The organism is Nonomuraea sp. JJY05, from assembly GCF_043496855.1.
Classification (GTDB): domain Bacteria; phylum Actinomycetota; class Actinomycetes; order Streptosporangiales; family Streptosporangiaceae; genus Nonomuraea.
Map to the genome: position 1 here is coordinate 60,944 of NZ_JBIEIS010000037.1, position 23,306 is coordinate 84,249.

Annotated in this window: 19 protein-coding genes and 1 pseudogene; 5 read left to right on the forward strand and 15 right to left on the reverse strand. The window is 69.1% G+C overall.

Going from position 1 to position 23,306, the window contains the following annotated elements:
* Positions 1-405 precede the first annotated feature (405 nt).
* On the reverse strand, positions 406-1,686 hold the full coding sequence (locus tag ACFKCF_RS43440; RefSeq protein WP_394501225.1) for a serine hydrolase: 1,281 nt from the start codon (positions 1,684-1,686) through the stop codon (positions 406-408).
* A gap of 2,772 nt (positions 1,687-4,458) precedes the next feature.
* Between ACFKCF_RS43440 and ACFKCF_RS43445 the strand changes: the two genes are divergently transcribed.
* Entirely contained in the window at positions 4,459-5,031 is a 573-nt protein-coding gene (locus ACFKCF_RS43445; RefSeq protein WP_394501226.1) for a hypothetical protein, read from the forward strand.
* 249 nt (positions 5,032-5,280) lie between these two features.
* Here ACFKCF_RS43445 and ACFKCF_RS43450 read toward each other — a convergent pair.
* Both ACFKCF_RS43450 and ACFKCF_RS43455 read right to left on the reverse strand, forming a co-directional pair.
* Positions 5,281-5,526, reverse strand: a pseudogene (locus ACFKCF_RS43450) (DUF6348 family protein); the annotation flags it as partial.
* 165 nt (positions 5,527-5,691) lie between these two features.
* Positions 5,692-6,102, reverse strand: coding sequence for a nuclear transport factor 2 family protein (locus tag ACFKCF_RS43455; RefSeq protein WP_326644037.1), 411 nt, complete (start codon positions 6,100-6,102; stop codon positions 5,692-5,694).
* A gap of 50 nt (positions 6,103-6,152) precedes the next feature.
* Between ACFKCF_RS43455 and ACFKCF_RS43460 the strand changes: the two genes are divergently transcribed.
* Positions 6,153-6,635: a MarR family transcriptional regulator gene (locus ACFKCF_RS43460; RefSeq protein ID WP_364677601.1), complete on the forward strand. Its 483-nt coding sequence runs from the start codon at positions 6,153-6,155 to the stop codon at positions 6,633-6,635.
* Between the two features lie 127 nt (positions 6,636-6,762).
* Here the strand turns inward: ACFKCF_RS43460 and ACFKCF_RS43465 are convergent, their stop codons facing one another.
* From ACFKCF_RS43465 to ACFKCF_RS43515, 11 genes are all read right to left on the reverse strand, one after another.
* Entirely contained in the window at positions 6,763-7,050 is a 288-nt protein-coding gene (locus tag ACFKCF_RS43465) for a hypothetical protein (RefSeq protein WP_394501227.1), read from the reverse strand.
* Positions 7,051-7,581: 531 nt separating this feature from the next.
* Entirely contained in the window at positions 7,582-9,177 is a 1,596-nt protein-coding gene (locus ACFKCF_RS43470) for an FAD-dependent monooxygenase (RefSeq protein WP_394501228.1), read from the reverse strand.
* 727 nt (positions 9,178-9,904) lie between these two features.
* Entirely contained in the window at positions 9,905-10,999 is a 1,095-nt protein-coding gene (locus ACFKCF_RS43475) for a hypothetical protein (protein ID WP_394501229.1), read from the reverse strand.
* Positions 10,996-11,490 (reverse strand): SigE family RNA polymerase sigma factor, encoded by a 495-nt coding sequence (locus ACFKCF_RS43480; RefSeq protein ID WP_394501230.1) that lies wholly within the window; start codon positions 11,488-11,490, stop codon positions 10,996-10,998. Before ACFKCF_RS43480 ends, ACFKCF_RS43475 begins: the two co-directional genes overlap by 4 nt.
* A gap of 44 nt (positions 11,491-11,534) precedes the next feature.
* Positions 11,535-11,828, reverse strand: coding sequence for an MTH1187 family thiamine-binding protein (locus ACFKCF_RS43485; RefSeq protein ID WP_394501231.1), 294 nt, complete (start codon positions 11,826-11,828; stop codon positions 11,535-11,537).
* A 151-nt stretch (positions 11,829-11,979) separates the two neighbouring features.
* Positions 11,980-12,303 (reverse strand): hypothetical protein, encoded by a 324-nt coding sequence (locus ACFKCF_RS43490; protein WP_185071335.1) that lies wholly within the window; start codon positions 12,301-12,303, stop codon positions 11,980-11,982.
* A 10-nt stretch (positions 12,304-12,313) separates the two neighbouring features.
* The gene (locus ACFKCF_RS43495) at positions 12,314-12,991 is read right to left on the reverse strand and encodes a uracil-DNA glycosylase (protein ID WP_394501232.1); all 678 of its coding nucleotides are present in this window, start codon (positions 12,989-12,991) and stop codon (positions 12,314-12,316) included.
* A gap of 106 nt (positions 12,992-13,097) precedes the next feature.
* Positions 13,098-13,997, reverse strand: coding sequence for a carbohydrate ABC transporter permease (locus ACFKCF_RS43500; protein ID WP_394501233.1), 900 nt, complete (start codon positions 13,995-13,997; stop codon positions 13,098-13,100).
* Positions 13,994-15,370 (reverse strand): ABC transporter permease subunit, encoded by a 1,377-nt coding sequence (locus ACFKCF_RS43505; protein ID WP_394501234.1) that lies wholly within the window; start codon positions 15,368-15,370, stop codon positions 13,994-13,996. Before ACFKCF_RS43505 ends, ACFKCF_RS43500 begins: the two co-directional genes overlap by 4 nt.
* A 12-nt stretch (positions 15,371-15,382) precedes the next feature.
* Positions 15,383-16,717 carry an ABC transporter substrate-binding protein gene (locus tag ACFKCF_RS43510; protein WP_394501235.1) on the reverse strand — a complete coding sequence of 445 codons (1,335 nt, stop codon included), beginning with the start codon at positions 16,715-16,717 and terminating at the stop codon, positions 15,383-15,385.
* 7 nt (positions 16,718-16,724) lie between these two features.
* Positions 16,725-17,972 carry an ABC transporter substrate-binding protein gene (locus ACFKCF_RS43515; protein ID WP_394501236.1) on the reverse strand — a complete coding sequence of 416 codons (1,248 nt, stop codon included), beginning with the start codon at positions 17,970-17,972 and terminating at the stop codon, positions 16,725-16,727.
* Between the two features lie 130 nt (positions 17,973-18,102).
* On the opposite strand from ACFKCF_RS43515, the gene ACFKCF_RS43520 reads away from it, so the two are divergent.
* From ACFKCF_RS43520 to ACFKCF_RS43530, 3 genes are read left to right on the forward strand one after another with little or no spacing between them, the layout of a single operon-like run.
* Positions 18,103-18,609, forward strand: coding sequence for a PadR family transcriptional regulator (locus ACFKCF_RS43520; RefSeq protein ID WP_394501237.1), 507 nt, complete (start codon positions 18,103-18,105; stop codon positions 18,607-18,609).
* Positions 18,606-19,334 (forward strand): ABC transporter ATP-binding protein, encoded by a 729-nt coding sequence (locus ACFKCF_RS43525; protein WP_350729980.1) that lies wholly within the window; start codon positions 18,606-18,608, stop codon positions 19,332-19,334. Before ACFKCF_RS43520 ends, ACFKCF_RS43525 begins: the two co-directional genes overlap by 4 nt.
* Entirely contained in the window at positions 19,331-21,598 is a 2,268-nt protein-coding gene (locus ACFKCF_RS43530; protein WP_394501238.1) for an FtsX-like permease family protein, read from the forward strand. Before ACFKCF_RS43525 ends, ACFKCF_RS43530 begins: the two co-directional genes overlap by 4 nt.
* Here the strand turns inward: ACFKCF_RS43530 and treS are convergent.
* A complete protein-coding gene (treS, locus tag ACFKCF_RS43535) occupies positions 21,585-23,300 on the reverse strand; it encodes a maltose alpha-D-glucosyltransferase (RefSeq protein WP_394501239.1) in 1,716 nt (571 codons plus the stop codon). The two genes, ACFKCF_RS43530 and treS, sit on opposite strands and share 14 nt — an antisense overlap.
* Between the last annotated feature and the right edge of the window lie 6 nt (positions 23,301-23,306).

The window sequence follows — 23,306 nt, forward strand, 5'->3', positions numbered from 1 at the left end:
CGGACTCCGGACTCCGGACTCCGGACTCCGGGGACGCGGGTACTCCAAGCACTCCGGGGCTCGGGGCACTTCAAGGCTTGGGCACTCCGGGGCTCGGAGTTCTCCGAGCTCCGGGTGCTACAGGCGCCCCGACCGCTCTGAGCGGCGCTATGGATGGCGCTATGGAGGGCGCGGGTCTCTCGGCCGAGTGGGACGTGCCGCACGCCTGCCCGACCCACCCGAGCCCGGGGGGCGTGCCGCGCCTGCCCGACCCACCTGAGTTTGGTGGCGCCTGCCCGGACCGGCAGGGTCAGGTGTGGCGCGCGCCTGACCAACTCGCCGAGTCGGGCGTGGCGCGCGCCTACCCCACCGTGCCGGCCTACCCGGCTCGGCCGAGGTTTCTCAATTTCATGCGCTAATCAGCTATCAGGGGTGACGCCGCTTCTCGTAGTCGTCGATGACCTTGCCCAGTTTGGCGAGCTTCTCGGTGAACCAGACGTTCTCGGCGCCCGTCGGCGGGCGGTTGGAGTCCACGTACTGGTAGCCGAGGTTGGAGAACATGGCGACGACGTAGGTGCGGCCTCCCTTGCCGGGCAGGGCCTTCACGATGCCCGCGTCGGCGCCGGAGTTGTTCACCCAGCCGTTCTTGTGGGCGTACGTCACCTCGGCCGCGTCGTTGCACGGCCGTACGTCGTGGCCGTACGCGATGCCCTGGCCCGGGATGGTCACGGTGCCGTCGGCGCCGATCCAACGTGAGGGCGTGAGCTGCGGGATGCCCGGGGCGGGGTAGGCGGCGCCACACCAGTTGGTGGTCGACAGGGTGAGGTTCATGCCCTGGTCGCCGAGCTTGCCCTTGAAGAACGCGCGGGAGGCGTCGCTGAGGACGGCGCCGGTGACGCCGGTGCCGTTGGGGGCCGTCCACAGGGTGCCCAGGCCGCCGTTGACCAGCATCAGCAGCTTGGCCGTGTCGAGCGAACTCATGGTTACGGGGTTGCCCCACCGGGCACCGTTGGCCGGGTTGGTGTTCTTCAGCTGGAGCGTCTCCAGACCCAGGTCCTGGAAGGTCTGGTTGAGGCCGTCGACGGCGCTGCGGTCGTGCAGCAGCTTGACCATGGCGCAGGTGGCGGCGTTGGACGACCACGTGAGTGAGGCGTCGAGATAGTTGCGGACCGTGTTGCTGCTGGCCGGGCCGCACAGCGAGCTGATCGTCGTGGGCTGGTAGTCGTAGGTGTCGTCGAGCGAGATCTGGCCCTGGTCGACCAGGCGCAGTACCCCGAACGCCACCATCAGCTTCAGCACCGACGCGGGGTAGGGGCTCATGAAGTCGATGGAGGCGTTCTCGCGCCCCGGCACGATGTCGATGGTGCCCTGGCCGTGGTTGGCGTACCAGCCGGCGTCGTCCCACTGCCGCCAGCGGACGTCGGTGGTGTGCAGGTTGCGGTCGACCGGCACGACTTTCCCGTCCGGATACTGCGGGCTCATCAGCACGGTGCCCGAGGAGACAAGCCGCCCGGCCCGGTTCAGCTCGATGACGGTCAGGTCGATCTGTGGCTGCTGCGAGATCGGCGCGGCCGCCGCGACGGCCGCGAGCAGGTCAGCCTTCTTCGGAGGCTTCTTCGTCTCCTTGTCGACGTTGTCCTGCCGCAGCGCGTTCAACTCGGCCGCGCCGGCCGGCGGATTGGTGTCCAGGACCTGCTCGAACTGCAACTGGTCGAGAGTTCGGCGTAAGTGATGCGCGAGCACGCTCGCGGAGCCGTCTTCCGTTGCGGCGGCCGGAGGTGGCGCGACCAAACCGCCTAGCAGTACGGCCGCAGTGGCGAGCCCGGCGAGACCTCGACTTCGATTTCTGGATCTTGGGAGGTTCACCGCGCCACTCTAGCCAGCGAGCGACCGGCGAGCGCAAAATATCTTGAACCGGGATTGATGCGCAGCGCCATCTATCGGCGCGACGAGCGTACGGCCGACTCTTAAGCCTTCGACACGTCACGCTCGCCGATGCAAACCATAGGCCTGCCGAGCGCCGCCCACGGCCGCCACAAAGCTGTTGGCACATGGCACGCCACCGATGCTTCACGCCGGCCGCGCCATCCCCCGCCCATGGCCGCCACAAAGCTGTGGGCACATGGCACGCCACCGACGGTTCACGCCGGCCGCGCCATCCCCCGCCGCCTTGACGGCCGCTCTCCATGAATCCGCACACCCCAAACCCATGCCCGCCGACTCCCCGCCCCCACGCGACATCTCGCTGTCGTGCTGTGCGGCTGCCTGGTGATGTCTTGCTGTTGGTGGTGGGGCCGCCGCCCGGCAATGCCTCGCTGTCGGTGGCAGGCCAACGCCCGGGCGATGCCTCGCGTCTGATCGCAGGCCGACGCCCCAGCGATCCTTCCCAATCGATCCCGCGCCGATCCGCCCAGTGGCGCTACGCAGCCGATCTCACGCCGACCCCTCCCGCGGGACCGCAGCCGATCCGGGCGGACCGCAGCGGATCAGAGCGGAGCGTTATCCACAAGGACGAGCACAACCCCAGGCGTTATCCACAGAACCGCGCTCCACTCCGCCCAGGTCCCCCACGATCACCGATGATCCTGAGTGCCCAGCCACCCTTGAAGCCCCTAACACCGCTCCCGAGACCCGCCCTCCGCCCCAAGAGCGCCCGCCGCCCGACACCGCCGCCCGACACCGCCGCCCGACACCGCCGCCCGACACCGCCGCCCGACACCACCGCCCGCTCCAAGACCGCCCGACGTTCCCAAGACCGCCCAATGTCCCCAAGACCGCCCAATGTCCCCAACGCCGCTCCACGCCCCCCGCACCGCCAGGCGCCCAACGTCCCAACAACCCGCATTCCCAGCATCTCCTGCACCCCCAACACGCCAGCACTGCAAGCCCAACCACACCACAGCCCCACGTTCGCGCGGAGCCCAGAGACAACCCCGGAGTGCATTCACCATGAAGATCATCTTGCCTGTGCCCGCTACGCTGACCTGCCTCTTCATCGTGGCCACAGAGCACCTGCCGTTCGACGTCGACTCCTTCGTGCCCTGGCGCATAGCCGGCCCGTACAGAAGAGCCGCGATCACCGCAACAGGCAGCGGCTCCTTGACGGTGACCCACCACCAGGCCCCTTGGAGACCAACCGCGGCCAACCTCACAGACGAGGAAAGACGTCGCCTACGCCGCACCACCCAATACGTGGTGGTGTCCACGACCGCGCCCCCGCACAAGCTTCCGGCCTGCATTCAGACGGCGAGAGCGACGGCCCGAGCCCTGGCGAGGGAGTGTGATGGACTCCTGATCGACCCACTGACAGGCGCCACCATCCTCACCTGCGGAAGATGCGCAGGCGAGCCCACGGACTTCCGGCTCACCGACGACTGGCTGTCGTGGGACGTCCAGGTCCACGACGCCGCGACCTGTCCGCCTTGGGACCCGTCCGACATGGGCGTGTGCGACTGCCTACGCGTCACGTCCCGCGGCCTGCGCCGCTTCGCCCTCCCCGAGATCACCCTCGACGGGGCCGCCTGCGCCCACAACCTGTGCGCTACCAACCTCCTCCGCACAGTGGCCCACCGCCTGGTCACAGACCACCTGGCCTACGTGAGCACTCACCCGGAGGCCACCGACCGCAAGATCGACGATTTCCTCCAGATAAGCCCCGTAGATCAGCCGGACGGCGGCCTCCCTTTCGGCGTCCAGCTGACGCCCTACGACGCGGATCAGGGAGAACTGGGCCGCACAGGCACCATCCGCCGCCTCAGGATCGGCCCGCCACCGGGCGCCGGCCAGATCACCTGCCTGAAGGTCGGCCCACCATCAGGCTTCCCCGGCTCTCTGAACGACTGGCTATGCGCCACCCAGAAACCCGCCCACCCCCCACTCACCTTGATCAACTGCCATCCTCCAGCCCCACCCACCCCCTCACGACCAACCCCCTTCCTCCCAACGCCCCTGACCCCCGCCCACCCCCTGGAGCCGACCCGAACCATGCACCCAGCCCTGCCCATGGAACCGACGCCGGCCCCCGCCTTGACCGCGACACCGGTCCCACCGCCCGCTCATCCCCCACGAGTGGAGGCCGAACGTGCGGCAGCCTGAGCCCGACCTCCTCGCCCCCGGCCCGACCTCAGCGCCTCCGAGCGATCCCAGCGCCCCCCGGCCCGACCTCAGCCCCCGCGACCCCAGCCCCCGCGACCTCAGCCTTCCCGCGCGAGCTCATCGCCCCGGCCCGACCTCATTGCCTCCGCGCGACCCCCACCCTCTGCGACCTCAGCGCCTCCGCACGACCCCAGCGTCCCCGCCGGACCATGCCCTGGCTGTGGCGTCGACAGACATCCTTTTCTTAGGCGTCCGCATGCAGGAGGGAGCGATGGAAGAGACAGATGTGATGCCTGTTATGGTCGGATTTGTTGGTAAAAGTGCATGCTCGTCCTGAACCGAATCGAGGCATTCGGCCGTCCAAGTGACGTGATCCCGTTTGAGATGATCGATGAAGATCTGCGTACGGCGCGTCAGCGGGCGCGTCGCTGGGAGGGGCTGAACGAGCGCCACACAGCCGTTGCCGCCCTCGTGAGGCAGGCCCGGCGGGAGCTCGACGTGGTCGAGGTGTGGGACCAGGAGCAGATAGCCGTCGCGGAAACGAGGCTGGGAGCGTACATGGCCGTGCTCGCGGCGGTGGAACGGGACCTGGCAGAGGTGGGACCGGCGCGGGAGCTCTACGAGGAGTTGCTGGCACGTGAGGAGCGGCGAGTGGCCGCTTCGGCCGATCCCCGGGGCGCCGAGTTGCTGGAGATCGGGCGGTTGCTGGCCGAGTTGGATGTGGAGTTGCCTGCTCGGGAACGGGCCCGGACGGCCGGGTTCGCGGTCCTGTGCGGCCAGGGGGCGGTAGGCGAGTTCGTCCGGCAGGTGGAGGCGCTCGGCATGGTGGCGGAAGGCGGCCTCCAGAGGATGGGCGGTGTCCGAGAAGTGGTGGAGCAGCTCGAGGACCGTTGCCGGGAGCTGGGGCAGCTGCGTGACGGGTTGCGGGCTCGCCGGGAGGAGGTGCTGCTCGGTTGAGTCCGGGTTGCTTGGGAGGTGATCGGTGGGTTGGCCGGGGTCGTTGGGTGGAGGTGTTGCTCGGTTGAGTCTGGGGTTGCTTGGAAGGTGGTCGGTGGGTTCGCTGGCCCCGTTTTCCGCACGTGCCGCCCTGTCATGGGTCGGCCACTATGGAGCCGCCGACACGGCCTCTCTTTCCCAAGAAGCCGTGTCCGAAGACGGCGGGTGGCGGAGGAGCGGAGGGCTGTCGGGACAAGGTGTGGAACGGGCCTAGCTGGTTTCGTGGTGCACGAGCAGCACGAACGTGCGGGGCGTGGGACACGCCGGACGTGACCGGTCCAGGCCGGCGAGGGTGCGGGAGCCGGCCTCGTGATAGTCGCCGTCGCCCCGGATCTCGGCGATATCGCTCCCCTCGGCGCCCCCGAAGAACGCCTTGACGCCGATCAGCTGATCGCGGCCGAACGTGCCCTTCAGCGCCGGGGCCAGGTGCGGCGGGAGCATGTGCTGCGCGGCCCACCGTTGTGTGGCGGGGTGTCAGCGGCGGGAGCATGTGCTGCGCGGCCCGCCGTTGTGTGGCGGGGTGTCAGCGGCGGGAGCGCGTGCTGCGCGGCCCGCCGTTGTGTGGCGGGGTGTCAGCGGCGGGAGCATGTGCTGCGCGGCCCGCCGTTGTGTGGCGGGGCGTCAGCGGCGGGTCAGGCGCTCGTAGCAATCGTAGTTGCGCTGGGCCGCGATCTTGCCGTCGCGGAACTCGAGGAATGTCCCGATGTGAGCCCGCAGGGTGTGGCCGGCCGGCAGGTCGCCCAGCGGTACGGCGAGTGTGCCGGTCCAGAGCACCTCGAGGGCGACCTGGTCGCCGGCCGCGACCGCGTTCAGCACCTCGAAGCGCTGCTCTTTGATGGTCGTGCGGCCGCGTTCGGCCGCCGCGCGCAGACCTCTGAGGTCGCGTACGGCGCCGTCGGGGAAGAGCGCATTGGGCAGCTCGCGCTGCACGGCGTCCTCGTGGAAGTACGGCTCGGGGCTCTCGCCTCGGGACACCGCCTCGTGATAACGAACGGCGAGGTCCACGTTGGCGTGCTGGTGGAGGTTCGTCATATTCACAACCATAGTTGTACAATCATGGTTGTCAACTGCAGAATGTCTTCATGCAGCCTGTACAACCCGGCGACCTGGACACCGGGACACTTGCCCTCTTCGTCGGATTCGCGGCCGCCTCCGTCGTGCAGGAGAGCCTGGCGGAGCAGGGCTTCTCCGGCCTGCGGTTCGCACACGGATACGTCTTCCAGCATCTCGTCGGCGACGTGGGCCCCACAGTGGGCGACCTGGCCCCGAAGCTGGGCGTGACGCAGCAGGCGGCATCCAAGACCGTGGCCGAGCTCGAACGCCTCGGCTACGTGGAGCGCCTGGCTGACCCGCGCGACGCCCGCATCCGCCGCGTGCACCTGACCGGGCGAGGCCGCGAGGCGGTGGCGACAGCCCGGCGGGCCCGCGAGGCGCTGGAGTCGCGGCTGGCCGAACGCGGCGGGAAGCGGCGGTTGGAGGAGTGCCGCGCGCTGCTCGCGGACCTGCTGGACGAGCTGGGCGGCGCACCGGCCGTACGCCATCGCGAGGTCCGGCCGCCCCGCTAGCCCCCTTTTTCGGCATGTTAGTGATCTTCGGCGGAGGTCTCGTGGATCGATGTCGAGGAGGTCCAGGAGACGGAGTTGAAGATCGGTGGGTTGCGGAATGGTCGGGGGTGACTGGCCGGTGCCCGGATCAGCCGGATGCCGTCAGCGCGTCCAGGACGAGCTTGCCGGTGGGAACGGCGGGCCTGCCGACGTACAACCCGTCGACCCTGGCCTGGCCGCGGGCGGCCAGTGCGAGGCGGACCTGGTGTTCGATCAGGCAGGTGAGCAGGGCCAGGCAGATGACGGTGATCAGCGCGTTGATGTGGCGGTCGCTCTTGAGGTACAGGCTGGTGACGGCCAGCGGGCCTTTTGAACGCCTGATGGCGGCGCTCGACGGCTTCCTGGCCTTCGTAGTGGCGCAGCACTTGTTCGGCATCGGCCTGACGTGGGTCGAGGTTGGTCAGCAAGGCGTACCAGCCGTCGGTGGCGGCTTCAGCGTCCAGGGCGTGGGCGTCGAAGTGCCAGGCGAGGGTCGGCTTGCCAGTGAGTGGGTCGGTGCCGGTCTCAGCCCTCAGGTAGGCGCTCACCTGGCGGACGCGGCCGATGGCGGTGATCCGGTCGGCGACCGCGTGCTCGTCGGGATAGTGGCGGCCCACCGCCCACTGCCTGGCCCATGCCTGGTCGTGCACCAGCGGAGCGGGCGAGGTCGGCCGGTTGGCCACCAGTACCTCGATCACCTGGCCATGAGTCAGCTCTGCGGTATCGCGTACGGGGTAGGCCGCCTCCACCAGCTCCCGGACTGGCAGCCGGGAGCAGAACCCCCGCCACCACCGGTAACGCTCCCAGAATCTTCTCGACACTGGCCCGACCCCACTCCGCACGTGTCTCACCAGCCAGGTCATACCGCGACAACGATCACCACAGCAGCCCAGCGATCTTCAAACAACCTCACGTACGGAAAACCGGGCTAGCGGCTGAGGAGTTGGGTCATGATCTGCTCGAGGGTGGCTGCCGGGTTTGGGACGGGGCCGGGGGAGCGCCAGGCAACATAGCCGTCCGGTCGGACCAGGACGGCGCCGCCCCCGCTGACGCCGTACCGCTCCCGGAAGTGCCCGTTTACGTCCTTCAGCTCCTCGTCCACCACCAACCGCGTGAGCTGGACACCGAGGCGCTCCTTGACCAGACGTCCGGCGTCCATCCAGGCCTGGCCGCCCTGTCTGTCGGCCAGTAGCACGAAGCCGGAGCCGAAAAGGTCGATGGTCGAGATGCGTTGGCCTTCCCAGTCGAGCACCACGTGTGGGGCGCGGCTGCCGGGGCGGCCGTTGGGTACGCGTGGGTCCTCCAGGATGGAGCCGTCGTCGCCGGGTTCGTCCAGGATGGCGGTGGAGTGGTAGCGGTATCCGATGATGACGCTGATGAAGTCATCGACCGGCTCCGGGTAGCCGACGCGGGCGGTTGGAGGCATGCGTACGCCGAGGTTGGCGAGCTGGGCGTCGGCCGTCAGCGTGCCGATCGGGCGGCGTTCGGCGTCGTACGTGTCGAGGAAGCCGGGTCCGGCCTGGCCTGTGACGACGAGCCAGAGGCGCCAGGCGAGATCGCAGCCGTCCTGGAGCGCGGTGCTGCCGCCCTGCCCGCCGGTGGGTGGCATGGTGTGGGCCGCGTCCCCGGCGAAGAACACCCGGCCGGCGCGGTACGTGTCGGCCACCACGTGCCCCAGGGCGAACGACGCCTTGTCCAGTAACTGAACGTCCAGGTCGGGCTGGTCGGTCGCGATGCGTACCAGCTCTATGCAGCGCTCCTCGGTGAAGTCGGCGTCGCTCTGGCCATCGGAGTAGTTGACGCCCAGCACGTGTGCCCCGACGCCGGTGCCGGTCACGATCACACCGGTGAAGACGTCGTTCTGCAGGTACCAGAGCGTGACCTCGCGCTCGCGCACCAGCCCGCTCAGGTCCGCGTCGAACATGATCGAGCACATCCGGCCCAGCTCGCCCTTGCCCGAGGTGGGGACGTTCAGGAGGCGGCGGAGCGGGCTCCGGTAGCCGTCCGCGGCCACCACGTAGTCGGCTCGTACGAGGCGGTCGCCGTCGGCGTCGCGGATCAGCGCGGTCACGCCGTCCTCGTCCTGTTCCAGCGAGACCAGCTCGGTGGAGAAGCGCAGGTCGGCGCCCAGCTCCTCGGCCGTGAACCGCAGCAGCCGCTCGATCGCGGCCTGGGGCGCCCCCACCTGCGCCGCTGGGGTGATGTCGGCCAGGAAGGCCATCTCCTTCTGCTCGTCGTTGACGATCATGTAAGGGTTCGGGTCGGCCAGGCTCTTGCCGATCGCTATGCGCATGTTGTCCCCGATGCCGGCCCAGGTCTCGCGGAGTTCCTGCTCGATGCCGGGTACGGGGCGCAGCAGCTCGATGGCTCGGGGGCCGACGCCGAACGCCTTGGGTTGGATCGAGGTGCCTGGGTGCTTCTCCACCAGCATGACGGGCACGTCGCGCCAGGCCAGGAGCGTTGCCGTGCTCAGACCTGCGTACCCACCGCCCACCACCAGGACGGGCACCCGCTCTTGTTCCATGCTTGTCCACCTCCGGGAACGCGTAGTATCGCGTCTATGGTCGAGGAACACGATATGTCGCGTATGGAGAGACGGTCAAGACATATCGCGTTCTAGGATGAGGCGGGTGGGATGGCTCTTGGGTGGGATTGGCGGCGGGACTGCGGGCTGGGTCGAGGGTGCAGGTGCAGGTGGTGTTGATGCCGGATGGGAGATGAGGCTGGGGGTTCATGAGGCTGCAGCTAGTGATGGGCGGAGGGGGTGTGGGCTTGGGGATCGTGCTTTCTGATGGGGTGGAGCCACGCAAGAGTGGGTCCGCGGCCGCTCGGTGTGGTGCTGGCCGCCTCGCGGGGTGGCATCGCGCTGGGGGTGGGTTTGCGCTGGGGGTGGGTTTGCGCTGAGGGTGGGCCGCGCTGGGGGTGGCATCGCGCTGGGGGTGGGTTTGCGCTGGGGGTAGGCCGCGCTGGGGGTGGCCCGTGCTGGGGGGCCCGCGCTGGCGGTGGAGCCGCGTTGAGGGCAGCCGCGCTGGGGTGGGCCGTGCTTGGGTGGGGCCGCACGGGGGCTGGGGCCGCGCTGGGGTGGGCCGTGCTTGGGTGGGGCCGCACGGGGGCTGGGGCCGCGCCGAGTAGGCCGTGCTTGGGTGAGGCCGTGCTGGGGTGGGGCCGTGCTGAGTGGAGCTGCGTTGGGGGTGGGCCCGCGCTGGGGTGGCGCGGGCCCGGGTGTTGGTGTGGGGGTGTGGTTGGTGGTGTTAGCGCACCAGGCCTGGGACCAAGGTTGTGCCGTAGTCGCGTAGGGCGAAGAGTTCTCGGGTTTTGCCGGTTCGTACGTCCATGGCATAGACCATCGACGTCGGTCCGCGTGATGACTCGGGGACGGCCACCACGGTGACTTCGGTGGCGTTCAGCCAGCTGCCGAGTCGCGACGGATGGAGCTCTTCCGGGATGCCGGAGATCGGGGTTCGGGTTTCGTGGCCGCCCTGCACCGCGTCGAATATGACGATCGTGCCGTCCTGCTGCACCATCGGCTCGCGGTTCTCATCGAAGGTCTGGCCCAGGCGGGCGAGGGTGCGGCCGTCGGGGGCGAGGGTGCTGTAGTCGTAGGTGAAGTCCTGGATGGTGATCGGCTCGTGACCGAGCACCCACACCTGGCTGGTGTTCTCGTACGGCTTGGCGAGCACGACGGGGCCGGAGCCGTCCGACACGCTCACGGGCCACCAGCCGCGCGGGAGGTCGGACACCGTGCCCCGCTCCACGTCCACCAGCTTGTTGGGCTCCCGTCGCCCGCCCCAGCTCGACACGATGAACCGCAGCCCGCTGGGCGACAGCCGCAGGGTGCGTTCGTTCGAGGCCGAGAAGTCCTCCGCGGGCTGCTTCAGCGGGGATTTCCAGGTTTTGCCGCTCGCCAGGTCGCGCACCACGATCGTGCGCTGCTTCGAGTTGTAGTACGCGAGCCGGCGGCCGTCCGCCGTGACCGCCAGGGGGCCGGTCCCCAGTGTGGCGGGCAGCTCATAGGTGTCGCCGTCGTGGGTCACGAGCCGCCAGGCGCGCTTCGTGCACGTGGTGGTGCGGCATTCCGGCCGGTACGCCTGTTCGATCGGCCCGACGCCTTCCGAGGGCAGCGGGGAGACCGTCGTCTCCGGCGGGGTGAGGACGATCGGGGGCTGGGGGTGTAGCTGTTGGAAGAGCACGGTGCCGCCCCCTGCGACCAGGCAGGTCGCCGCCGCGATGGCCACGGCCAGGCGGGTGGCGCGCCGACGTCGGGCGCCCCGCACCGCCTGGGCCGCCAGGTCGACGGCGGGCGCCTGATCGGCCAGCGCGTGCAGGTCTTCGCGCAGCGAGTTCACCGGTACACCTCCTGGGGGACGAGCGCGCGCAGTTTCGACAGCGCGTAGTGTGTCTGGCTCTTGACGGTGCCGATCGAGACGCCCATGAGCTGCGCGGTCTCGTGTTCGGTGCGGTCCTCGTAGAAGCGCAGCACGATCAGCGCCCGCTGCTTCGGCGTGAGCCGCGCGAGCGCGTGGAGCAGGGCGAGCCGGCGTACGGTCGCCTCGTCGTGCGGCTGCCCGGGCGCCGCGAACTCCGGTAATTCGGCCTCAAAAACCTCGATCCGCTTCCGCCTGCGCCAGGAGATGGTCTGGTTTACCAGGGCTTTGCGCGCGTACGCCTCGGGGTTGCCGCCCTTGGCGAGCTTCACCCAGTGGGAGGCGACGCGGGTGAGGACCGTCTGCAACAGGTCCTCGGCGAGGTGGGCGTTCCCGGTGAGCAGGTACGCCGTCCGCATCAGCGATTGCTGGCGGGTTCGTACGAACTCGTGGAACCCCTCGTAACGGTCCATACATGGAACAACTTCGCCGAAGGGTCCAAGGTTGGAAAAACCGGCTACTCGGAGAGGTGGCGTTCCAGGGACTCGAGTTTGCTCGTCATCCCGTCGGTGACCCCCTGCCGGAGGTCGGCCTTGAGCACCAGGCCGACCCGGGGCGCGACCTCCGCCACCGCGTCCACCGCGCGCTTGACCACGTCCATGACCTCGTCCCACTCACCCTCGATCGTGGTGAACATGGCGTCCGTCCGGTTGGGCAGGCCGCTGTCGCGGACCACCTTGACGGCGCGGGCGACGGGCTCGGCGACTCCTTCGCCGACGCCCAGCGGGGTGATGGAGAATGCGACGATCACAGCGTGCCTCCTTGCGACGGGCCGGAGGATCCCGATCTTAGCCAGCCCCAGGGCTTGGCCGGCTGCCGGGTCTCAGCCGGCCGTCGGCGAGAAGCGAAAAGCCACGACGCCTCCCAGAACGCCGTGGCCACCGCCATACTTCACCCACGTCTCACGCGTGGTCGTGCTCCTCTTCGTCCTCGTCCTCGCTGGGCCCCTCGGAGGGCTCCACCCCGAGGACGGCCTCGCGCGGCTCGATCTCGTTGATGTGGTCGACGAGCTGCAGCACGTGGTCCGGCTCGATGAGCCACTGCAGCGCCGAGGCGCCCGTCTCGTCGGAGCTGACCAGCTCGGCCTGCTCGGTGCGCTCCTCGGCGGTGAGGTCGGCGTCCGGGTGCCGGATCTCGGCCAGTGCGGCCGCCTGCAACGCGTCCACGTCAAGCACCTCGACGGTCAGCTCGACCGTGAGACGCAGGAACTTCGGTTCATCACTCATGGCGACGACTCTAGGGCAGCTTCCACTCGACAGGTGCCGCGCCTTGCTGTTCCAGCAGCTCATTGGCCCGGCTGAAGGGACGCGAGCCGAAGAAGCCGCTGCGCGCGGAGAGGGGGGAGGGGTGGGCGGACTCGATGCGGGGCACGTCGCCGAGCATCGGGGCCAGGTTGCGGGCGTCGCGGCCCCAGAGGATGGCGACCATCGGCTTGTTGCGCGCCACGAGGGCGCGGATGGCCTGCTCGGTGACCTGCTCCCAGCCCTTGCCCCGGTGGGAGGCGGGCTTGCCGGGCATCACGGTGAGGACCCTGTTGAGGAGCAGGACGCCCTGCTCGGCCCATGGCGTCAGGTCGCCGTTGGCGGGGCGGGGGAGGCCGAGGTCGGTCTCCATCTCCTTGTAGATGTTGACCAGGCTGCCGGGCAGCGGCCGCACGTCGGGAGCCACCGAGAACGACAGCCCGACCGGGTGGCCGGGCGTGGGGTAGGGGTCCTGGCCCACGATCAGCACCTTGACGTCGTCGAAGGGCTGGTTGAAGGCACGCAGCACGTGCGCGCCCGCGGGCAGGTACTGCCTGCCGTCGGCGATTTCCTTGCGTAGGAAGTCGCCCATCAGGGAGATCTGCTCGGAGACGGGCTCGAGCGCGCGGGCCCATCCGGCTTCGACGACTTCGTTCAGGGGAAGACCGGCCATGGCCGATGAGCTTATCCAGGTCCGGTCCGGCTTGCTGCCGAAACGTCGGGTCCAGCCGTACCAGAATGATCACAAGGTGCCCGCGCGGATCGCGCGGGCACCTTGATCACTTCACGGAGCCGGCCATCATGCCCTGGAAGAAGTACCGCTGGAAGGCGAAGAACAGAACCAGCGGGATGATCAGCGAGAGGAACGCACCGGACGAGAGGATGTCCACGTTCGATCCGAACTGCCGCATCTGCGACTGCAGGGCCTTGGTCATCGGCTGGTTGTTGGTGTCGGCGAACACCAGCGCGATGAGCATGTCGTTCCACACCCACAGGAACTGGAAGATGCCCAGCGAGGCGATGGCGGGCTTGCCCAGCGGGAACACCACCGACACGAAGATCTTCCACTCGGGCGCGCCGTCCATCCGCGCCGCCTCCAGCAGAGAGGACGGGATGCCGACGAAGAAGTTGCGGAGCAGGAAGATCGCGAACGGCAGGCCGAACGCGGTGTGGAACAGCACCACGCCCGGGATCGAGCCGAAGATCCCGATGCCTCCGTAGAAGGACGCGACGGGGATCAGCGCGATCTGGATGGGCACGATCAGCAGGCCGACCACGACGAGGAACGCCAGGTCACGCCCGGGGAACTCCATCCACGCGAACGCGTAGGCGGCCATGGCCGCGATGCCGATCACCAGAACCGTGGTGGGCACCGTGATCAGCACGGTGTTCCAGAAGGACGCGGTGAAGCCGCTGGCCAGCAGGTCCTGGTAGTTCGCGAGGGTCAGCTCGGCCGGCTTGGTGAAGATGGTCCACCAGCCCTCGGCGTTGTTGACGTCCGTCGTACGCATCGAGACGACCAGCAGGCCCAGCGTCGGCACCAGCCAGAACAGGCCCAGCACGATCATGACCACCTGGACGGCGCCGCCGCCGATCCGGTCCACGATCTTGCTCACCGCGCTCCTGCGCGGCGCGCCCGTCTCCAGCCCCGAAGGGGCGGTAGTCGTGGCTGTCGTCATGATTCGTCCCTTCTGAACCGGCGGATGTTCATGATCATGAAGGGGAGAACCAGAATGAGCAGGAAGACGGCCAGCGCGCTGCCCAGCCCCTGGTTGTTCCCACCGCCGAACGACACGCGCCACATCTCCAGCGCGATCACGTTCGCCTGGGGCTGGACCGAGGCCGGCGCGATGATGAAGACCAGGTCGAACACCTTCAGCGTATTGATGATCATCGTCACGAAGACGACCAGCAGCACCGGCGAGAGCAGCGGGACGGTGATCTTGCGGAACACCTGCCACTCCGTGGCGCCGTCGATGCGAGCCGCCTCCAGCGCGTCACGCGGGATCGCCGCGAGCCCCGCCGCGATCAGCACCATGGCGAAACCGGCCCACACCCAGACGAACGCGCCGATGATCGCCGGGGTGATGAGTGTCGGGCCGAGCCAGCTCAGGCCTCCGTAGGCGGCCTGGAAGTTCGACTGCGGGAGCCGTACGACGTAGGAGCCCGCGGGCAGGCCCTCGAAGCGGAACGAGCCGTCGTCGGCCGTCGTGGCGGTCGCGGCGACCTTGCCGTTCTGCACCGCCTCGACGGTCATGCCCGGCAGGCCCTTCTCCGAGGCGTCCACCTCGCCGTTCTTGCCGCCGCCTCCCGGCGTGAAGTCGAACCACACGGTCCCCGAGAGGCCGCCGCCGGCCGCGGGGGGCTTGGCGGTCTGTGCGTTGGCGGGCAGGGCGTTCGGCTTGACGCCCACGATCGGGATCAGCACCGGCTGGCCCGCCTGGGCGGGCTGCTTGGTGACGACCGCGCCGCCGTCGGCGGCGACCGGAGACTGCTCGCCCTCGCGCGGGCGGGCCTCCGGGTAGCCCTGCGAGGAGGAGAACGTGTCGTGCACGGTGGTGAGCACGGCGTTGGCCACGCCCTTGGCGGGGTCCTGCTCGTAGACGAGGCGGAAGATCACGCCCGCCGCCATCAGGGAGACCGCCATGGGCATGAACACGATCAGCTTGAACGCCGTCGACCACCTGATCCGCTCGGTCAGCACCGCGAAGATCAGACCCAGCGTGGTCACCACGATCGGCGCGACGACAACCCAGATGAGGTTGTTGCGGATCGTGGTGAGCATGCCGGAGTCGGTGAAGATCGTGCCGTAGTTGCCCAGTCCCACGAATCCGGTGCCTGCCGAGTCGAACAGGCTCCGGAAGATGGAGTAGACGATCGGGTAGACCACCCAGATGCCCAGCAGCACCGCCGCCGGGAGGAGGAAGGCTATGGCGACCGCCGGCGAGGGGCCGAGGCGTCTTTGCGTACGGGGGGTTTCAGCCGGTCCGGTGGAGGGCTCGTCCGCGGTGTCCGCGGACGAGACCTGCGGGCCGTCCAACCGTTCGGTCACGGCCTTACCTCTTTACTTCTTCCAGGCCTTCTTGGCCTCGGCTTCCAGTGTGGTCTGAGTTCCCTTGATGTCGGTCGGGTTGCGCAGGAAGTCCTGCAGCGCCTTCCACTCACCCTTGCCGTCGGTGCCGCCGAACGCGCTCGGCGCCAGGTCGGACATGTCGTAGCGGACGGCGTCGCCGGCCGAGACGATCGTCTGGCCGAGCTGCTTGGTCAGCTCGTCGGGGTAGTTGTCGGGGGAGACGTTCTTGTTGGGCGACAGGTAGCCGGGCAGCTTCGCCCAGATCTCGCCGCCCTCCTTGGAGGCCAGGAACTGCAGCAGCGCCATCGCGCCGGGGGAGTCCTTCATCGCGACCGCGACGTCGCCGCCCAGGACGACGGGGGCCGTGTCACCGACCTTGGGGAACGGGAAGTACTTGGCCTCCTCGCCCACCTTGGCCTTCGACTGCGCCGCGGAGACGGCCACGAAGTCGGCCTCGATCACCATGGCGGCCTTCTTGTCACCGTAGACCTTGGTCACGCAGCCGGGGAAGTCGGTCTGCAGGGCGCCGGCGTTGCCGTCGACCACGAATTCCTTCTTGCCCGTGATCTGCGCGATCTTCTCCAGCGCGGTGGCCACGGTCGGGTCCGTCCACGGGATCTCGTGCTTGGAGAGCTTGTCGTAGTTCTCCGGCCCGGCGGTGGACAGGTAGACGTTCTCGAAGAGGTCGGTCAGCGTCCAGCCGGACGCGCCGCAGAACGAGAACGGGGCGGTGCCGGAGTCGGCGATGGTCTGCGCGTTCTTGACCAGCTCGTCCCAGGTGGTGGCCGGCTGCACGCCCGCGTCGTCGTACGCCTGCGACCGGTACCAGACCAGCGACTTGTGCGCCGCCTTGATGAGCACGCCGTACACCTTGCCGCTGGCGGAGCCGAGCTCCTTCCAGTACGGGGTGTAGTTGGTGTCCACCTCCTTGACGACGTCGTCGGTCAGCGGGATGAGCGCGTTCTGGTCGGCGTACTGCTGCACCAGGCCCGGCTGCGGCAGGATCGCGACGTCCGGCGGGTTCTTGCCCTGGATGCGCGGGCCGAGGTAGGCGCCGGTGTCCTCACCGGTGGAGGCGTACGTGACCTGCGCGCCGGTCTTCTCGGTGAAGGCCTTGAGCACCTGCTGGAAGTTCTTCTGCTCGTCGCCGGTCCACTTGGCGGCGACCTCGAGCTTCACGCCCTGCAGCGGCTTGGCGCCGGCGGCGGGGGCCGACGCGGAGCCTGAGGCGTCGGTGGACGGCGAGGTGGTCGTCGGGGCGTTGCCGCAGGCGGCGACGGCTACCGCGAGCCCGGCCAGGATTGCTGCTGCTCTGGCGTTTCGCATGGCTGCCTCACTGGGTTCTGATGATCTCTTCGAGTTCTGACTTCATGGAGACCGCGACGTCGTCCGCGGACTCGGTGTAGGGGTTGCCGAGCGCCTTGGCGACCGAACTGGCGATCACCAGGCTCAGCTGGTTGTAGTTGGCGCTCACCGGCCGTGTCTTGGCGGCGAGGATGCTCTCCTTGAGCACGGGCAGGTAGGGGAAGCGCTTGATCAGGGCGGGGTCGTCGTAGAGCTCGGTCCACACGGGCGGGAAGGAGCCCTCGGTGAGGACGCGGCGCTCGTTCTCCAGACTGGTGAAGTAGCGGATGAACTCCTGCGCCGTGTGCTGACGCTTGGAGTAGGCGCTGATGGCGAGGTTGGCGCCGCCCAGCGTGCTGGACCCGGGGCCGTTGAGCCCCGGCAGCCGGGTCACCCCCAGCTTGTCGCCCAGTTTCGCCCTGGCCGGGCCGTAGCCGTGTGGCCAGTTGCGGGCGAAGGCGAGCCGGCCCTCCTGGAAGGCCAGGCGCGTCTCCTCCTCCTTGTAGCTCAGCGACTCCTTGGGGATCCAGCCTTCGCGCAGGCCCTGGAGCAGGAAGTCGAGCGCGACGCGGGTCTTGGCCGGATCGAGGGTCACCTCGGCGCCGTCCTTGCTGACGATCTGCCCGCCGGCGGACTGCAGAGCCTCGGAGAAGTTGACGGTGAGCCCTTCATAGGCCAGGAACTGCCCGGCATAGCCTCCAATATCGTGCTTTTTCGTTATCTGTCGTGATTGGTCGCGAAGCTCGGCCCACGTCCGCGGGGGCTTCTTGACCAGGTCGGTCCGGTAGTAGAGCAACCCTGCGTTGCTCGTGTACGGGACCGCCCAGAGCTTGTCCTTGTAGATCGCCGTTTCCACGACGGGTGGCAGGAACCTGTCGAGCGGGAACAACCCGCGCTCCAGGGGGATGATCCAGCCGTTCTCCGCGAACTCGGCGGTCCACACCACGTCGAGCCCCAGTACGTCGTACCGGCTGCTCTTGGCCTGGAGGTTGGCCACCATCTGAGCGCGCTGCTCGTCGGCGGCCTCGGGCAGCTCCAGCAGCGTCACCTTCTCGGCCGGGTGGGCCTGGTTCCAGCGGTCCAGCAAGGGTTGCAGGTACGCCGTGGTGTCGCGGCCGGTGGCGAACGTGATGGGGCCTGTGCCGCCCGTGCCGGTTTCGCCGCCGCCCTCATTGCTCGCCGATGCGCAACCGGCCGCCGCCAGGAGGACGACCAGGGGGAGCGTGAGCGAGCGCACTCTGTTTCCTCCGCGTTCAGAGTGATTTACATACGTGTTAGGTAGATGCATTCATGTTATGCACACATGTAATCTGTAGGTCAACGGCTAGCTGCGTAACGCGTTCGTAACACGGCGGGGAGGTGGGGCGGTGCGGCTTCACCTGCTGGCGCTCCTGGCGAAAGAGCCGGCCCATGGCTACGAGCTCAAACAGGCGCTGGAGCAGACGTTCGGCAGCGCCTATCCGTCCCCCAACATCGGCCAGATCTACGTCACGCTCGGCAGGCTGGAGAAGGACGGCCTCGTCCGGGCGGTGGACGTCGAGCAGTCCAACCGGCCCAACAAGAAGGTCTACTACCTCACGGCCAAGGGCCGGGAGGTGCTCACGCTCTGGGTGGACGAGCCCACCGAGGGCCCCAGGGTGCGCGACGAGTTCTTCATGAAGCTCGTGCTGGCCCCACTCACCGGCATCGCCGACCGGATGGCGCTGATCAGTCGTCAGCGCCGCCACTACCTGTCGCTCATGGGCGATCTCAACGACCTCCTGGCCCGCACTGCGCCGACCGACCGGGTGGCGATGCTCCTCATCGAGGGCGCCATGCTCCACCTGCAGGCGGATCTTGACTGGCTGGAGCGTTGCCAGGAGGATCTGGCATGAGCGCGGTTGTGAAAACGGTCAATCTGGTCAAAATCTACCAGGATGGCGCGGTGCCCGTGCCTGCCGTGCGCGGCGTGGACCTGCAGGTCGAGCCGGGTGAGTTCGTCGCGATCATGGGTCCGTCCGGCTCCGGGAAGTCCACGCTCGTCCACATGCTGGGCGGGCTCGACACCAGGACGAGCGGTGAGATCTGGCTCGACGGCAAGCGCGTCGACACGCTCTCGGAGAGCGCCTGGGCGCTGCTGCGGCGCAAGAAGGTCGGGTTCGTCTTCCAGTTCTTCAACCTCGTCGCCAACATGACCGTGGGCGACAACGTCGAGCTGCCCGCGCTGCTGGCCGGGGCCTCGCCCAAGGTGGCCCGTGAGCGCCGGGAGAGCCTGCTCGGCGCGCTCAACCTCACCGACCGCGCCGACGCCTCGCCCGCCCAGCTCTCCGGGGGCGAGCAGCAGCGGGTCGCGCTGGCCAGGGCGCTGGCCAACCAGCCCAGCGTGCTGCTGGCCGACGAGCCCACCGGCAACCTCGACAGCCGCAACACCCGGGACGTGCTCCGCCTGCTCAGCGACGTCCACAAGGAGGGCCAGACGATCGTGATGGTCACCCACGACGCGCGCGTGGCGAGCCTGGCCGACCGGCTGGTGTCGCTGTTCGACGGGGAGATCGTGGACGACGGCCGCATCGCGCGCCGCCGCACCCGCACGGCCGGCGAGGTGATCGACCTCCGATGAGCGCCTCTTTGGCAGGGAGCCGGTGGATCAAGGCGGACCTGCGGGCCCGCAAGGGCCAGGCGGTGCTGACGGTGCTGACCGTGGCCGGGATCGTGGCCGCGCTGATCACCGCGGCGACCCTGCTCGAGGAGGGCACCAACCCGTGGCGCAGCCTGTTCGCCCAGACCGACGGCGCCCACATCTGGCTCTACACCGACGACAGCCCCCAGGCTGACCTGAGCGGCATCGACGGCGTGACGCAGATCGCGGGCCCCTACCGCTCGGCGCCCGTGACCGTGGCGCAGGACGGCAAGAGGGAGCCCGCCGCGCTGCGCGCGATGCCCGCCGCGCCGCCGCAGGTGGCGCACCCGGTGGTGGCCGAGGGCCGGTGGCTGGACGCCTCACAGCCCGACGGCGTGGTCGTCGAGCGCTCGTTCGCGAGCTCGCTGCGGCTCAGGATCGGCGCGTCCTTCACGATCATCGCGCTCAGCGGTGAGCGCCACACCCTGTACGTACGCGGCATCGCCGACTCCGCCGAGCAGGGCTTCTACCCCCAGTGGACGCCCGGCCTGGCCTACGTGCTGCCCGCCATGCTCGACCGCATCGAGCCCATGCTGGGCCGCAGCGAGTGGGTGACCGGGCTGCGCCTGGCCGACCCCGACGCCACGCAGGTCGTCTCGCAGCGCGTGGTCGTCATGCTGGAGGACAAGCTCCAGCGCGTCTACACCTGGCGCGAGGTCAGGGCCGCCATGGAGCTGGACAACCGGCTGCTGGGCACGCTGCTGGCGCTGTTCGGGGTGGTCGGGCTGGTGGCCGCCGCGCTCGCCCTGGCCAACGCGGCCGGCGGCCGGGTGCTGGCCCAGCTCCGCGACCTGGCCACGCTCAAGTCGATGGGCTTCACCAAGGGCCAGATCGCGCTGCTGCTCCTGGTCGAGCACGGTGCGCTGGGCCTGCTCGGCGTCGCGATCGGCGCCGTGGTGGGCTGGGGCGTGATGGCGGCGATGCTCGGCACGACGTCCGTGGCGCCGATCCCCGTGCTGGCCATCGTCGCGGGCACGGCCCTGGTGGTGCTGGCCGCCGTGGGGCTGCCCGCGTGGCGCGGCGGCCGCACGCCGCCGATCCCCGACGCGCCCGCCCTGCCGCCACGCGGCCGCCTGTCCAGGCTGGCCCGCCTGGCTCTCCTCGTACGCCTCCCGCCCGCCCTCGTCCTCGGCACCAGAGACGCCTTCACGAGGCGCGTGCCGGCGTTCCTGACGGCGTTCGGGCTGGCCGTGCCGATGATGATGATCACGATCGGGCTCGGCGTCTGGGCCACCCTCGACAACTTCGCCGACCACCCCGAGCAGGTCGGCCAGCACGCGAGCCTGTACGTCAGGCCGGGCAAGGCGGAGCCGGCCGAGGCCGAGCGCGTCGCCAAGCGCGACAGGGACGTGGCGACGGTCTATCCGGGCACCGACGTGGACGCCCTGGCGCCCGGCATGGCCCGCTCGGTCCGCGTGCGGGCCATCGGCAGCTCGACGGAGCCGTACCCGTTCCCGGTGGTCGAGGGGCGCATGTACGGCCGTCAGGGGGAGGCGGTGGCCGGGCAGGGCCTGCTCGACCTGCTGGGCATCAAGATCGGCGACCGGGTGCGGCTGACCGTGGGCGGCACGCCGCTGATCGTCAGGATCGTCGGCAGGACCGTCGAGCCCGACCTCGACGGTGAGGTGATCTCCGTGGGGCTCGACAGCCTGGCGGCCAAGGACTCGGTGCCGCCGGAGTACTACGCGCTCGCCCTCAAGAAGGGCGCTGACCCCGCCGAGGTGCGCGGGCGGCTGCTGGCGGAGTCGAAAGAGAGCCTCGACGTGCAGGCCGCGGTCAACCCGGCGGACCGCCTGTCGATCATCCGGGTGGTGATCGTGGCGCTGATCGCCGTGCTGATGCTGATCGCCCTGGCCAACCTGCTCACCGCCAGCGCGCTCGGGCTGCGCGACCACGCGTTCGACCTGGCCGTGCTCAAGGCCATGGGGCTGACGCCGCGCCAGGTCATGGCCACGCTCGTGACGGGCACCGGGCTGCTGGTCGTGCTCGGCGTCGGCGTGGGTGCCGCGGCGGGCATGTCCGTGGTGACCGGGCTGATCGACCTGCAGGGTCACACGAGCGGCGTCGGCGCGGGCATCGGGCGCGCGCCCTCCGCCCTGACGCTGGCCGTCGCCGTCGTGTCGACCGTGGGCACGGCCCTCGCGGTGGCGCTCATTCCCGCCCGCCGCGCGGCCCGTGCCCAGGTGCCGGTCACGTCGCGCTGAGAGCGGCTTCTTCCTTCTTCTTCAGCGCGAACCAGTAGAAGCCGTGCCCCGGCAGCGTCAGCAGGTACGGCAGCTCGCCGACCGGCGGGAACTCCACCCCGCCCCGCGCCTCGACCGGGACCATCCCCTCGAACCTGCGCAGGTCCAGCTCGACCGGCTGCGGGAACTTCGACAGGTTGTTCACGCAGAGCATGATGTCGTCGCGGTCCTCGCGGACGAAGGTGAGCACGGAGGGGTTGGACGACCACATTTCCGTGTACGCCCCCACGCCGAACACCGCGTGGTTGCGCCGGATCTCCAGCATCTTGCGGGTGAAGTGGAGCAGCGAGCCCTCATGGCGCTGCTGGGCCTCCACGTTGACCGCCTGGTAGCCGTAGATCGGGTCCATGACCGCGGGCAGGTAGAGCCGCCCGGGGTCGGCCGAGGAGAACCCGGCGTTGCGGTCGGGGCTCCACTGCATCGGCGTGCGGACCGAGTCGCGGTCCTCCAGCCAGATGTTGTCGCCCATGCCGATCTCGTCGCCGTAGTACATGACCGGCGAACCGGGCAGGCTCAGCAGCAGGGCCGTGAACAGCTCGATCCGGTCCCTGTCGTTGTCGAGCAGGGGGGCCAGGCGCCGGCGGATGCCCAGGTAGGCCCGCATGCGCGGGTCCTTGGCGTACTCCTTGTGCATGTAGTCGCGCTCTTCCTCGCTCACCGTCTCGAGCGTGAGCTCGTCGTGGTTGCGAAGGAAGATGCCCCACTGCGCCTTGTCGGGCAGCTTGGGCGTGCGCGACATGATCTCGGAGATCGGCTCGCGGGTCTCCTTCTTGACCGCCATGTAGATGCGCGGCATGAGCGGGAAGTGGAAGGCCATGTGGCACTCGTCGCCCCCGGTGGTGGGGTCGCCGAAGTACTCCACCACGTCCTCGGGCCAGCCGTTGGCCTCGGCCAGCAGCACCCGGTCGGGGTAGAGCCGGTCCACCTCGGCCCTGATCTTCTTCAGGTACGCGTGCGTCTCCGGCAGCCCCGAGCACGCGGTGCCCTCACGCTCGAACAGGTACGGGACCGCGTCCAGCCGGAACCCGTCGATGCCCAGGTCCAGCCAGAACCGCAGCACCTCCAGCATGGCCTCCTGCACCGCCGGGTTGTCATAGTTGAGGTCCGGCTGGTGGTGGAAGAAACGGTGCCAGTAGTACTGCTTGCGCACCGGGTCGTAGGTCCAGTTGGACTCCTCGGCGCCGATGAAGATGATCGGTGCGTCGGGATAGCCGCCAGGGTGGTCCGACCACACGTAGAAGTCGCCGTACGGACCCTCGGGGTCGTGCCGGGACGCCTGGAACCAGGGGTGGCGATCGCTGGTGTGGTTCATCACGAGGTCGGTGATGATCCGCAGGCCACGTTCGTGAGCCTTCTCGATCAGCTGCACGAAGTCTCCCAGGTCCCCAAAGTCCGGAAGGATCTTCATGTAGTCCGAGATGTCATACCCGCCGTCGCGCAGAGGCGACTCGTACAGCGGCAGCAACCACAGGCAGTCCACGCCGAGCCACTCGAGGTAGCCCAGCTTCTCGATGAGACCGCGAAGGTCGCCGGTGCCGTCGCCGTTGGAGTCCTTGAACCCCCGGACGAGGATCTCGTAGAACACCGCCCGCTTGTACCAGGCTGGATCCTCCGAGACGAACGCCTCGGAGATCGGCTCCGGCAATGGGGATGCGTTGATCATATGTCG

What these genes read in the sequence shown, in the direction of transcription:
- ACFKCF_RS43460 (WP_364677601.1), top strand. Translation starts at nt 6,153, where the DNA reads ATGCAGCCTGTACAACCCGGCGACCTGGACACCGGGACACTTGCCCTC.
- ACFKCF_RS43465 (WP_394501227.1), bottom strand. Translation starts at nt 7,050, where the DNA reads ATGCCGAACAAGTGCTGCGCCACTACGAAGGCCAGGAAGCCGTCGAGC.
- ACFKCF_RS43470 (WP_394501228.1), bottom strand. Translation starts at nt 9,177, where the DNA reads ATGGAACAAGAGCGGGTGCCCGTCCTGGTGGTGGGCGGTGGGTACGCA.
- ACFKCF_RS43490 (WP_185071335.1), bottom strand. Translation starts at nt 12,303, where the DNA reads ATGAGTGATGAACCGAAGTTCCTGCGTCTCACGGTCGAGCTGACCGTC.
- ACFKCF_RS43480 (WP_394501230.1), bottom strand. Translation starts at nt 11,490, where the DNA reads ATGGACCGTTACGAGGGGTTCCACGAGTTCGTACGAACCCGCCAGCAA.
- ACFKCF_RS43455 (WP_326644037.1), bottom strand. Translation starts at nt 6,102, where the DNA reads ATGACGAACCTCCACCAGCACGCCAACGTGGACCTCGCCGTTCGTTAT.
- ACFKCF_RS43500 (WP_394501233.1), bottom strand. Translation starts at nt 13,997, where the DNA reads ATGACGACAGCCACGACTACCGCCCCTTCGGGGCTGGAGACGGGCGCG.
- ACFKCF_RS43445 (WP_394501226.1), top strand. Translation starts at nt 4,459, where the DNA reads ATGATCGATGAAGATCTGCGTACGGCGCGTCAGCGGGCGCGTCGCTGG.
- ACFKCF_RS43530 (WP_394501238.1), top strand. Translation starts at nt 19,331, where the DNA reads ATGAGCGCCTCTTTGGCAGGGAGCCGGTGGATCAAGGCGGACCTGCGG.
- ACFKCF_RS43495 (WP_394501232.1), bottom strand. Translation starts at nt 12,991, where the DNA reads ATGGCCGGTCTTCCCCTGAACGAAGTCGTCGAAGCCGGATGGGCCCGC.
- treS (WP_394501239.1), bottom strand. Translation starts at nt 23,300, where the DNA reads ATGATCAACGCATCCCCATTGCCGGAGCCGATCTCCGAGGCGTTCGTC.
- ACFKCF_RS43525 (WP_350729980.1), top strand. Translation starts at nt 18,606, where the DNA reads ATGAGCGCGGTTGTGAAAACGGTCAATCTGGTCAAAATCTACCAGGAT.
- ACFKCF_RS43510 (WP_394501235.1), bottom strand. Translation starts at nt 16,717, where the DNA reads ATGCGAAACGCCAGAGCAGCAGCAATCCTGGCCGGGCTCGCGGTAGCC.